Annotated in this window: 9 protein-coding genes and 1 pseudogene; 2 read left to right on the top strand and 8 right to left on the bottom strand. The window is 29.9% G+C overall.

Annotated elements, in window-relative coordinates; genetic code table 11:
• The 6 genes from PHC28_RS08445 to PHC28_RS08420 form a co-directional block, all read right to left on the bottom strand.
• Nucleotides 1-422, bottom strand: a 422-nt coding sequence (locus PHC28_RS08445) for a type 1 periplasmic binding fold superfamily protein (RefSeq protein ID WP_300098677.1), incomplete at its 3' end; no start/stop codon positions are given.
• Nucleotides 423-588: 166 nt separating this feature from the next.
• Nucleotides 589-1,125, bottom strand: coding sequence for a sigma-70 family RNA polymerase sigma factor (locus PHC28_RS08440; RefSeq protein ID WP_300098674.1), 537 nt, complete (start codon nucleotides 1,123-1,125; stop codon nucleotides 589-591).
• Nucleotides 1,126-1,177: 52 nt separating this feature from the next.
• Nucleotides 1,178-1,909: a carboxypeptidase-like regulatory domain-containing protein gene (locus PHC28_RS08435; RefSeq protein ID WP_300098671.1), complete on the bottom strand. Its 732-nt coding sequence runs from the start codon at nucleotides 1,907-1,909 to the stop codon at nucleotides 1,178-1,180.
• A gap of 526 nt (nucleotides 1,910-2,435) precedes the next feature.
• A complete protein-coding gene (locus tag PHC28_RS08430; RefSeq protein ID WP_300098668.1) occupies nucleotides 2,436-3,860 on the bottom strand; it encodes a SusD/RagB family nutrient-binding outer membrane lipoprotein in 1,425 nt (474 codons plus the stop codon).
• 40 nt (nucleotides 3,861-3,900) lie between these two features.
• Entirely contained in the window at nucleotides 3,901-6,987 is a 3,087-nt protein-coding gene (locus tag PHC28_RS08425; RefSeq protein ID WP_300098665.1) for a SusC/RagA family TonB-linked outer membrane protein, read from the bottom strand.
• Between the two features lie 893 nt (nucleotides 6,988-7,880).
• Nucleotides 7,881-8,984: an AraC family transcriptional regulator gene (locus PHC28_RS08420; RefSeq protein ID WP_300098662.1), complete on the bottom strand. Its 1,104-nt coding sequence runs from the start codon at nucleotides 8,982-8,984 to the stop codon at nucleotides 7,881-7,883.
• Nucleotides 8,985-9,291: 307 nt separating this feature from the next.
• Here PHC28_RS08420 and PHC28_RS08415 point away from each other — a divergent pair, with 307 nt between their 5' ends.
• Nucleotides 9,292-11,277, top strand: a complete 1,986-nt coding sequence (locus tag PHC28_RS08415) for a sensor histidine kinase (protein WP_300098659.1) — start codon at nucleotides 9,292-9,294, stop codon at nucleotides 11,275-11,277.
• A 7-nt stretch (nucleotides 11,278-11,284) separates the two neighbouring features.
• The gene (locus PHC28_RS08410; RefSeq protein ID WP_300098656.1) at nucleotides 11,285-11,917 is read left to right on the top strand and encodes a response regulator transcription factor; all 633 of its coding nucleotides are present in this window, start codon (nucleotides 11,285-11,287) and stop codon (nucleotides 11,915-11,917) included.
• 69 nt (nucleotides 11,918-11,986) lie between these two features.
• Here the strand turns inward: PHC28_RS08410 and PHC28_RS08405 are convergent, their stop codons facing one another.
• Both PHC28_RS08405 and PHC28_RS08400 read right to left on the bottom strand, forming a co-directional pair.
• Nucleotides 11,987-12,451: an AraC family transcriptional regulator gene (locus PHC28_RS08405; RefSeq protein WP_300098653.1), complete on the bottom strand. Its 465-nt coding sequence runs from the start codon at nucleotides 12,449-12,451 to the stop codon at nucleotides 11,987-11,989.
• A gap of 342 nt (nucleotides 12,452-12,793) precedes the next feature.
• Nucleotides 12,794-13,224 (bottom strand): annotated as a pseudogene (locus PHC28_RS08400) (transposase); the annotation flags it as partial.

Genomic DNA, 13,224 nt, shown 5'->3' with positions numbered 1-13,224 from the left:
ACACTTTGCAAGCCTACTGGTTTTCCGTTAGAATCAAGGTTATTTGTAGCTGTTCCGTATGTAACAGAAGGTAATGTTCCCGTTTTTTGATAAAACACTTGGTGTTCTTTACCTTCAGCAGTGATTTCTGGTGTAATGTCTTTGACAGGATTTGCTGCTTCATTTTTAAATGTTACAACACCGTTATAAGTTTTGTTCATTGCAAAATTACCCGAAACAGTTACAACTGCAGCATTCGGCCCATCTCCATCTAAATCTTTAGAGTTTAATGTAATTGCTGTTCCTCCTCCTACTGGAGTATATATTGCTGTAACGGTTGTTATTGACTCTCTTCCATTTACTGGTTTATCGTCGTCTTTGTCACAAGATCCTAACGCTAAAATGGCTACTAATGCTAATGCTGTGATTTTTAAATTTTTCATTTTTTGTTTTAAATTTGTTTTTAATAATTGATTTTTAATTGAAATTGTATGATTTAAACTTTGTTTCTTGAAAATTAAGTTGTGTTAAATATGTTGTCGTCTCTAATTTTTGTAATCAAGCTTTGTTGAACTGAAAACAGGAAAATATTTGTTATGTATTCCATTTTTAAATAGTTATAATTTTATTTGAATTATTTACAATTTTGTCTTTCAAAATCATTCTTGCTCTGTGTAAATTTGATTTTGAAGTGCCTACTTTTATGTTTAACATTTTTGCTATTTCTTGGTGTGTATAGCCATCTATAACATTCAAATTGAATACTAATCGATACCTATCAGGTAACTCCTGAATAATCTTCATTAAATATTCAATTGAGATGTCTTCATATTCAATATCCACTTCAAATTCTTCAATAATAGTATCCTCAACTACACTCAAAAAAACTTCATTTCTATACTGCTGAAGAATATGATTTATGAGCACTTTTTTCATCCAACCTTCAAAAGAACCTTTGAACGAATAGTGTTCAATTTTTTTAAAAATTAGCAAAAAGCCATCTTGAAGATTATCTTGAGCTTCCGCATAGTTGCGCGAATACTTCAAGCAAACCGAAAACAGTCTTGGAGAATACTCTCTATACAACTGTTCTTGGGCTTTTATATCGTTTTTTTTACATCCGTTTATGAGCTGATCGGTACTCAAAAGGCTTATGGTTTTTTAGTAGTTTAATGATTTTGGTAATGATTTTCTAAAACTAGTTGGGTTGCAAAACGATATTTATGGTTTGTGGTATCACGTGACAACAATCGCTAGTAACTGTAATTTGCCCCGAAGTGTATGTTTTATAACCAGCTTTTGAAACTGTTATAATATAAGTTGCTGCTTTTTCATAAGCGCCAGCGAAAGACGGATTAGTGTTGTTTGGAAAAGGCATCAATGTTTCTGTATAATTGCCACTTTTAGCTACTATTGTAACTCCATCTGTTGTTGTTGAATTTGAGTTTCCTAATTTTACATATACATTTATTCCTGCTACAGCTTCTAGGGTGCAAAAAATTGTCTCTCCACAATTTTTCACAAAGGTGTATTGAAAACCATCTGCTAATGCTTCATCCTTGAAGACGACTCCATTTTCGTTAAGAAATTCATAGGTTAATGTTGTATAAACTACATCTACTTGTTTGATTTCTATTAAGGAGGTTTTGCCTTCCTGTTTTAAGGTATAAGAATATGTTCCTGCGGGGATTCCTGATCCAGTTGTATTTACCTTTTTTGTTACTGTTAGAGTCTGATTAGATCTATTAAAATCCCATATAACATCTCCATTATTAAAATTATCATTAATTCCAGCAATTCCTCCAGAAGTGTTTTTTAGAATCCAACTCGAATTAATTTGGGGTTCATCTTTTGAGGACCAATTGTCAAGGCTACAACTTGAGGCAATAAAAGAAAGAGCCAATCCTAAACACAATACTAAATTTTTCATAATAAATATATTTAAAGTTCTGTTTTATTTACAAGATGCTGGAATTGTGAAAAGGTTGCGTGAAAGAATAAATTAAATTAATTTCATGCATAACTGTTAAGTTGTTCATTATTAGTAAAATGTCATCAATCAAAGCAAATAAAATTCTCAATCAAAATCACACTTTTTTTTAAATTTTCTGTTAAAACTAAATTGAGTATAGTTTGGGAAATTTAGAGTTGTTTTAAAATCAGTGAAATTAAACTCCTTGTTCTTAAATTTGAATCATTACTTTCAAAAGTTAAGGTTGATTGAATTTTATATAAGTGGTTGATTTTGTAGTAACATTAAAATCATTTTATACTCTTCTGGGTTAATTCTTTGAAGTTTTACTGTTTTTTTTGCTACATAATTCACAGATTTTCATGGATTTTTTGTCTGTATGAATTTGTGTTTTACTAATATCTCAAGGCTTTGTTACGGTGTAGTTTGTTTATAAAAAAACCACCAGTATTTTGCTGGTGGTTTTAGCATTTATTTTAAAAAATTATTGAACATCCCACCAAACTCTTGTTTTTAGTGTTTGGTATGGAATTGGAATTCCAGGACCATCGGATAATGACTTATTATTTACATTAATTTCTATTTGTGGATAGGAAAGTCTTCTAGGAATTACACTGTTTGTTCTATTCGTAATTGGAGGGGTTAAAACAGGAAATCCAGTTCTTCTCCAATCAACAAATGATTCATACGAAGATTGAAACATTGTTATCCATTTTTGTTCCATTATTCTTGATAACGTATTGTCGAAGGCTACTTGAGAATCTAATAGATAAGTATTAATTCCAATGACACCTATGCTACTAAAATCTAATGTAATGGCATTCTCATAGGAAGCTTTTGAATTTATTAAATCATTTGCTCTAAAATAAATTTCAGATTTAATAAAGTTTACCTCTGCAGCACTTATAAACATTACAGGTGAGTCAACAGATGCATATGCTGAACCTACTCGTGAAAACAAATTTTCTCCTGAATCATCAGTATCCCCACCTGGTATATTACCAAGATATTTACCCGCTTGTCCAGCACTATTGTTTGCGACTGGATTGAAGTAAACAGGAACTCTAGGGTCATTAAGTGATTTCATCTTATTGACAATAGTAGAACAAACAGCATTATCTTTTCTACCTGATAATACATCAAATTGATAAATTGGATTTGCATTAGCTGCATTATCGACAAAATTAACCTTTGCATTATCTGTATTAGATAAAATTAAGGAAGGATTAGTATTTAAAAATGCTAGTGCTTGTGTTGGATTTTTTTTGCTAAGATGATTATAAAGCCTCAATTTTAGAGAATTACCAAACTTTTCCCATTTTATAATATTACCGCCATATATTACATCATCATTTGTAGGCTTCTTACCCGCATTTAGTTTAACATTATTAATGCCTTTGTCAATCAAAGCCAATAGGGCAGTATAGATGCTTTCTTGGGTGTCATAAGCTGGTGTAATATTTGACGATCCTAACAAGCTTTGAGTGAAAGGAATGTCACCAAATACGTCAGTTAAAACACTAAAAGTATAGGCCTGTAATAATTGAGAGATTCCTACATAAACCATATCGTTTGATTTAGTCCCTTCTTTTTCAATTGATTTTAAATCATATAAAGCGTCATAAGAACTTTTCCATAATCCATCTGTAGATGATGGTGTGATATCATATTGTGCATATTCAAGTGGTTGACCTCTATGTCCTGCATAGTGCTGAACAATACTTGCTGGTATTCTTGTTGCATCCCCTCCAAGAGTATATGCAATACTAACTTCAGAAGCTGTCAATAAAGTTGAAATAGGAACTTTTGTAGAGTTGTTTGGATCTGAATTGATGTTCAGTTCATTTTCACAGGAAATAGTTAGAAAACTTAAAATTCCAAATCCCAAGAAATAAAACTTTGTTATCATTTTTTTAATATAATTTTTCATGATCATTTTGTATTTTTAGTTAGAATTGTGCTTTTAAATTGAAGCCAATAGTTCTTGTAGTTGGGAAAGCGAATCTTGACACTCCTTGTGCATTACCAGTTCCGAAGGAGCTTGATTCGGGATCAACGTGTGGAATTTCAGACCAAAGAAATAGATTTCTACCATAAAGGCCTATGTTTAAAGCCTTAATAGTTTTTGAATTTGTCAGTTTGAAATTGTAACCTAATGTTACTTCTCTTAATTTAATCCAATTATTTTCATAAACATATTCTTCGTTAGGATAGGCATTCCCATACCAAGTTGCATTGCGTTTTAAGACTACGTTATTAGGGTTTCCTGTTGTGGCATTAACACCTGGAAAAGTATAATCTTCTTCACGATTTGCTGTTTTTGCTGATACACCATAGAAATCTAAAAGTTCTTCAGTACCACTGTACATATACCCTCCTCTTCTTACATCGACTAAAGCAGACAAGTAAACATTTTTATATGTCAAATTTGTGCTAATGCCTCCAGTCCAATCTGGTTCAACATAACCAAGGTTTATACCGTCTTCCCAGATGGGATATCCATCATCATCAACCAGTATTTTTCCCTCATCATTTCTAGCATAAGCAGATCCAATAATTGAACCATATCTTTCTCCTTTTACTGCAAAAATTGCAGGGTTTCCATCAAAACCACCTAAAAATATCTTATCTACACCTGGATATGTTTCTTCTACTTTTGATTTAATTTTACTGAAATTGACGCTAATATCCCATTTGAAATCTTTTGTAACAATCGGGGTAACTCTAAATAATAATTCTATACCTTTAGAACTTGTTTTTCCGCTGTTAATAATTGTTTGGGTAGCGCCTGCGGCAGGAGAAATATCAAGAGGAATAATTCCATCAGTGTTTATGTTTTTAAAATAAGTTGCCTCAAGACCAATTCTGTCTTTAAGCATTTTTAAATCTAAACCCACCTCATATTCAGTGGTAAACTCTGGTTTTAGATTTGCATTGCTTATTGTATTTTGATTTGTATAACCTGCTAATCCTCCAAAAGGGAAAGTAATTCCATCTGTAAAACCATCTGCAAAAACACCCTGACTGTATGTAGCTTCAGTAAGATAAACATTTGCATCTCTACCTGTTTTTGATGCTCCTAATCTAATTTTTCCGTAATTTAAAACATCCCCTTTCAAATTGAAGGCATCTGAAAACACAAATGAGGTACTTGCTCCAGGGTAAAAGAAACTTCTATTATTTTCAGGCAGGGTAGAACTCCATTCATTTCTGCCAACAATATTTAAAAATAAATAATCGTTATAACTGATAGAAAAATCACCAAATAAACCGAACAAAGTTCTTCTGCTTATCTCTCTATAACTTGGGGCAAAAGTTTTAATGTTATTTGTGTTCTGTATTGATGGCAAAACAAGCTCGGTTCCAGTTATGACACTATTCGAAAATTTTCTTTCATTATAATCTTGACCTATAATTAAAGTAGTTTCTACTTTTTCGGTGATTTTTTTATTTAGTGTAGCTGTTAAGGCTGAATTTAATTCTTCACGTGTTAAATCGTCAAATGAAAGGTAGCCTAAGGGTTTACCACCAGTATATATATCTCTAAATATTTTTCTATTGTCTATGAGGTTATCTTGTCCAAGACGATAAGAGAATTTTAACCATTCAGCAGTTTTGAAATCAAAATTAACACTTGAAATATAACGCTTACTATTGCTTACTGTAGAGTTTTTATTAACACTCCATAATGGATTATCAAAAGATCCACCTCTAAAATTAATTTGCTTTCCATTGTCAGGTCTTTGATATCCATAACCTGTCAAATTCCAACTTACTGGTGTATGGAATAAAGCAAAAATTGGATTGTTTCCATCTTGACCAGTAAAAGGAATATTTCCATCAGATTCATTATAAGATATGTTAACACCTGCGTTAAAATTGTCACTAAACTTATATGCCCCATTAAATCTACCATTAAATTTTCCAAATTCTTGGTTTGGAATTATTGAGGTTTGTTTTGATTGACCTAATGAAACAAACATATTGAATTTTTCAGAAGAATTACTTAAAGAAATGTTGTTATTGTAAGTTAATCCTGTTCTTAAAAATTCTTTTCTAGGGTCATACGCTTTTAATTGAATTGGTTGAGGTCCGAGTCCAAGAGCAGCACCAGCAGCGGTACTATTAACGGTTTGTTCTGTGATTCTTGGTCCAAATGATCTTGAAGTACCTTCGGCATAAGTAACATTATTTGAACCTTGAGCAAATTCAGTTTGATAATCAGGAAGAACAAGAGCTTCATCAGATGCAACTTGACTGGTGTACTCAATAACTGGTAATCCAGATTTACCCTTACCCGATTTTGTGGTAATTACAATTACACCGTTGGAACCTCTATTGCCATATAATACTGCACCTGTACCTCCTTTTAATATTGTAATAGTTTCGATGTCATTTGGGTTAATATCAGCGGCTCTATTGGGAGATGCAATTCCTGTAACTGTATTACTGTTACCATCATTGGCATTAGTAATAGGAATTCCATCTATTACATAAAGAGCTTGGTTATTATTTGTTAAAGATTTATTTCCACCACGAATAACTAATCTACTTGCCTGTCCTGGAGAACCTCCAGAAGCAATTACCTGAACTCCTGCGACTTTACCGCTTAATGAGTTGACAAGATTTTGGTTACCCCCTTTAGTGAACTCTTCTCCTGCTACTTTAGATGTTGCATAACCTAAAGCCTTTTCAGATTTTTTTATCCCCAAGGCTGTTACTACAACCCCTTCTAGTTCTACTGCATCACTTGTCATTTTGACGTTGACAGTAGGAGAATTAGCCGTAATTTCTTGAGTTTTCATCCCAATATAACTAAATATTAAGATTTGGTCTGTTTTTGCTTTGATAGAGTATTTTCCATCAAAATCTGTTTGAGTTCCAGATTGGGTTCCTTTTATTAATACACTCACACCAGGTAAAGGCAATCCTGCATTATCAGAAACAACACCTGATATTGTTTTTTCTTGTGAGAAAGTAAGTTGCATAAAAAATGCAATAAACAGTGTTAAAAATATTTTAGTTTTTGATTTCATAAATTAGTTGTTTAGTTTGTTATTGATAAAGAATGTTTTATTAAAATATATTTTATAGTGAAGTGGAATTAAAAATGGTATCACTTCAAAAGAATCAGTAAAATATTGGTTGTTTAAAACATAATTTTCACTCTTAGTAACTTTAGTGTACTTTTTTAGTTTAGATCGGGCAACAGCCAAAATTAATTGAACTGCTGAATTCACGGTTTTAGTAATTTTCATCATATGTATTTAGAAATTTTATATTATGGCAATATTTGTTAAACAAATTCAGTTTTTCGACCTTGCGTGTAGGTTGATACTTATTTAACCTTAATAATTTGTGAAAAATGGTCAAAGCAAAACTGAAAGCAAGGGGTTTTAATTTTTTAACATTTCAAATTAGTATTCAAAAAATTATAATTAGTTCCACTGTTTATTTTAGATTTATTATTTTACATTCAAATAGGATTATGTAGATTTATTAGTCAAAAACAATAAAAGATGAATAGACTAAAAAGAGCATTTGATTTTCAATTTTTTTGCAAAGTTATAGGGGATACAATTCTCAATTCGTTCACTTAAGTTAATAAAGTGTTCAAAAAATAATTTTATTTTAGACATTTCTTTTACAATCTATTCTCAGTTTGCCTGAATATTCTGTTCAAAAAATTTGTCTATGGCTTTTTAAAATTTTGAGGATATTGAACATCAATAAAGTCTTATGTTAATTCTTTAATTCAGGATATGAACTTCGATTATTGAGTTTTTTATGTTCAAAGTATCTGGAAATTATTTGATTATTAATGATACCTCAAGTGGAGAAAGAATTTATATTTTAAAAAAGGCTAAATCCTAATTGATTATAGATTCGAAAGAATTGAATTCTCCATTTTGAAAGGAAATATTATAAATTAAACAGAATGCATTTCGTTTTCATTTTTTTGAAATTTCAATCTGTTTTCTAATGAATTTATATATACAGAAGGGGTTTGATTAGTGATTTTTTTAAAGTGTTTATTGAATGAGGACTTTGAATTGAAACCGCAATCAAATGCAAGTGAAAGAATGGTATATTTTCTATTTTCGGGATTTTCTACCAGTTTTAGGAATAATTCAACTCTTTTAGAATTAATATAATCATAAAAATTTTTGCCTTCAAAAGTATTTATCACCTGTGATAATTTATTTGGCAATACATTTAAATTTTGAGCTAATTCAAAAAGTGTCAATTCAGAATTTGTAAACCATTTTTCATTTTCAATTTTTTGGCACAATAATTTATGAATTTCAATAGCTGTTTCTTGCTTTAGACCAGACTTTTCGTATTTTTGATTATTTGGAACTTTATCTTCAACAATATATGAGTTAAAAGTAGGCTCTGTAAAAGTATAAAAAATGGATTCGGTTTCTAATTTTAACAAATCTGTATTTGTAAAAATTCCTACTTGGTTGATTCCAAAATAGCCAATGAAGATGACAAATAAAACAACCACAGTAAATAGTATTTCATCATTTCCATATATAACAAAAAGCCAAGAAATACCAATTCCGTAGACTAGATAATTCAACCAAGATATATTTATTTTTTCGTTGTTTGAAAATTGATTTAATACAGATTTTTTATGTTTTCTAGTTGCTTGTATTGATAAAAAAACATAAATAATTCCTGAGCAAAAAATGGCGACTATTATTATATTGATTATATTTTCAAAACCATTGCCCTGATTTTCGAATATCAAAATTTTTTCTTTGTCTGATAATTGAAAAAAATCGATCAGCAATAAATAGGAAATAATTACTGGTAAAAAATGAAGTAAATTTATTTTCCAATTTTTTAATTGATTGGTAATAGCTTTGGTATATAAATATAAAAATGGACCGTGAAATAAGGGTAAAGGTATATTAATTCCCAATAAATAGGGGTATTCTGAATCTATTTTATTGTAGTAGAGATAAAATAAGAAAAGGTGAAAACCAATGATTATGAACCAAAAAAACAAAATTTTGTCAGCCATAGTTTTGTGGCTTTTACTTAATAAAAGAAATGCTAAAAAAAAAGTGATAACAAAGCCTATTTGATAAATCATATTTTTGAAATTTGAACTAATTTGATTTACAAATGTAGAAGTAAAAAAAAAATATGAATAATGAACCTATATAAAAAGCTAAAAATTACCTGATTACAAGTAGTTTTTGTTTAATTTAAAATTAGTTATTTGCATAATAAATTTTAATTTCAAAGTTGGGAATATGAGTTTATGTTTTTTATATACTATTTGAAAGTACAACCTAATTATTTTTACTATTTAATCTTTACAAATAATGAAAAAGTTACATTGGATATTAATTTTATTTCTACTTTCAAAATCGATTTATTCGCAACGATTTAATTCATTGAATGATAAAAGCCAATTTATTGACAGCATAACTACCATTATAAAAACAACTAAAAATGATAGTTTAAAATGTATATATAGTTATAAAATTGGTGGTTTATATCTTAGAAATAAAGACACAAGTAATTTCTATGCTTATTTGCAATTGGGCAATTCACTTTCTAATAAATATCCTTATTTAAAAGACTTATCAGGCTATTTTAATGCCTTGGATTTTTATATCAAAGGAGATGTTGAGCGTTATGCAAAAGAGATTACAATAACATTAAATAAGATTAAAAAATACAAACACATTTCCAGTTATGAGATGCAGGCTATTCTTGCCCAAAACCTTTCTCTAGTAAGGCAGATGCAAGATAATGAAAAAGAATCAATGAGATTGATTGTAGAAGTTGCTATACCAGCAGCAATACAATCAAAAAATTCAGAAATTCTTTCAGATCAGTATAAACTTGTTGCTATAGCGTTGATGAATATTTTAGACCGGGAAAAAGCGAATAGTTATTTTAGAAAAGCTATTGTAGAAATAGAAAAGGCAAATACATCCTCTCCAATTTTACTAGAGACCAAAATAGAATTATATATTGTAGCTGCTGAAAATTTAATCTACCTGAAAAATTATAGTGAAGGGAGAGACTTGTTGAATAAAGCATTTTTAATATTAAAAAATTATCCAACATCCAATTTAAACGGGTTGTATTATTATTCGGATGGGTTGTATTATCAGAAATTAAAAAAATATCAATTGGCATTAAAAAGTTATAAAAAAGGAATAGAAGTTAGTCAATACAATAATGATTTGTATAGCATAAATCGATGTAAATTTGTTAGATATCAAACTTATTTCGAGCAAAAAAAATATGCTGAAGCCAATGCAATTTTACTGGAATTGATTAAAAACGGAAAATTATTAGCACAAGAAAAGAAAGATTATTACAAAGAAGCCTCTACAACTTATTATAAATTAGGTGATTATAAAAATGCTTTTAAGTATATTGAAAAATATACAGTTATGAATGATAGCATTATTCAAAGTCAGTCAAAAAATCAAGTATTACTATTGGAAGCAAAATTTAACAAAGTTGAAAATGAAAAGAAAATCAAAGAATTAGAGCATCATAATCGTAATGCAATTCTTGCTGCCGAAAACACTAGATTATATATTATATTGATTAGCCTTTTGTCATTTGTTTTACTTCTCTCTGTTTATTTTCTATGGAGAAATTCTAGAACTCAAAAACAATTAACCGTTGAAAAAGAAATAAATTACAATCAAAGTATTTCATTTCTAAAAAATCAAAAAGAGAATGAAGTTATGCAAGCAATGATTAATGGAGAAGAGATAGAACGGAAAAGGATTGCAAGAGATTTACACGATGGGATTGGCAGTCGATTATCCGCCTTAAAAATGAAGCTTAGTCAATCCTCTTTTGATAATTTTGAAGATATATCACAAATGCTTAATAATGCAATTATTGAGTTGCGTCAAGTTTCGTTTAATTTATTACCAGAAACCCTTCTGAAATTAGGCCTTGAACTTGCCTTAAAAGATTTATGCCATTCGCTAGAAACCAATAAGGTTACAATTAATTTTATATCAAATGAGATTCAAAAAACGATTTCTGAAAGTAATCAAATTACCATTTTTAGAATTATTCAAGAGTTGATAAACAATGCCTTAAAACATTCAAATTGTACAGAAATTATTGTTGAATGTAGTCAAAATGGAAATCTGTTTTTAATTACTGTTGAAGATAATGGTGTTGGGTTTAATTCAGGCAATATTGAAAATTTTTCAGGACTAGGGTTAAAAAATATTAAAAACAGAATTGTACTTATGAAAGGAAAATTGTCTATAGATTCATCTAAGAATTCTGTAACTAGTATTAATATAGAGCTAATTTTAGACTAAATTTAAAATGAATAAAAAATATAATTTTGCAATAGTTGATGATCATCCCATCGTTATTGAAGGCTTGAAAATTTTATTATCAAATATTGAAACAATTAGGATTGTTGAATGTTTTAATTCGGGAAAAGGACTTTTTGAGTATTATGATTTAGATAAATTAGATATCCTTTTGTTGGATATTTTTTTACCAGACTCAAACGGTATTGATATTTGCCTTAAGATTAAAAAACAATACCCGAAAATTATAATTTTGGCAATGAGTAGTCAATCTGAAAGGAGTATTATTTTTCAAATGATAAAAAATGGAGCTAATGGTTATCTTTTAAAAAGTGCTTCTTTAGATGAATTTAGAAACTGTATTAATAATGCAACACGAGGTCAATTAGCTTTTAGTAATGAAGTTTTAGAAATAATTAGCCAACCTAATTTAAGTGATTTAAAAACCATACCTAGACTCACCCTACGGGAAAGAGAAATTCTTCAATTGATAAAAAAGGGAAAATCTACCCAAGAAATCGCTGATATTTTATTTTTGAGTTTTCTAACAATTCAAACTCATAGAAGGAATATGTTAATAAAGTTTCAAGTAAAAAACATTATTGAATTAATGAATTTTGTGAGTGAAAATGGATTACTTTAAATAAGGTTTCAAGTTTGCAAACCTATAATTAGATAAAGAATCCGAAGAGAATTGGTTAGCTTTGCTACTTTAAGAAAAATTAATTTTTAACGAATTTAGATATTCAGAAGGTGTTTGATTGGTTATTTTTTTGAAGTGTTTATTGAATGAGTATTTTGAGTTAAAACCGCAATCAAATGCAAGAGAAAGTATTGTATATTTTTTATTTTCGGGAATTGCAACAAGTTTTAAGAACAATTCCACTCTTTTGGAGTTGATATAATCATAAAAATTTTTTTCTTCAAAAGTGTTTATCACTTGTGATAAATAGTTAGGATTCACTTCTAGGCTTTCGGCTAATTCAACAAGTGTCAATTCAGAATTAGTAAATAATTGATTTTTTTCTATCGCTTCATTTAATAATTTATGAATTTCGATAGCGGTTTCTTGATTCAAACCAGATTTTACATATTTTGGAGTTTTTATGGCATCATACATTTTATTTTTCTCCTCTATAGAACTAAAAAAAGCACCTGATGAGTTTGAGTGTGTCAATCCATTTTCAATAAGTAAATCTATAATTAGCGGACTTTTTTTAGAAAAAACCCCCACTTGGTTAATACCGAAATAACCTATAAATACGACAAAAAGTACGACTACCGGTAACAGCTAAGGGTTTCGTTGCGTGCGCAGCACCAACAATGAAACGCGTGTTGAACGGAACCGGAATACCTGCCGTTAACACTATGGAGTTATCGTAAAGTTTTTAGAAAGAATTTCAAGAGGCAAGTGTGCCTCTTTTTTTTTGGAGCAGTTTCAGTTTGGTTTTTTCGTATTTTCCTTCACTTTTGGGCATAAAATCCCTTACCTGTCCCGCTAATTAGCGGGACAGGGACTTTAACTTTGGCTACCGCCAAGATACCAAGCCGGTGGACCACGCTGGTCAAAAACCGCTATCCGATGCAAATTGCCTGTTTTGCAACAAGGACACTTGGGCAAAAAAGGCTTCTTTTCTGCTTTTTCCAGTACTTTCACTTGGAGTTTTTCCTGCAAAAGTTGTAGCTTTTGACGCTTCCAAGTGCTACTCAAAAAACCATAATGACGGATTTTTACAAATCGCTTGGGCAAAATATGCAAGGAAAACTGTCTGATAAACTCCCCGTGTGTAAGTGTCATTTGTTTTTTGACTCCCGCCATTCGATAGTCTTTGTAATCAAAAGTCACGTTCTCATTGTCAATTCCCTTGATTCTACGATTGCTGATGGCTTTTTATGGGTATATCTCCCCAAATATTCCACCACCGATTTGGGGCTTCCAAAAGGCTTTTT

It is taken from the genome of Flavobacterium sp., from assembly GCF_028712645.1.
GTDB lineage: Bacteria > Bacteroidota > Bacteroidia > Flavobacteriales > Flavobacteriaceae > Flavobacterium.
The sequence above is the reverse complement of the archived record's forward strand: the minus strand, read 5'-3'. Positions and strand labels throughout refer to the sequence as shown.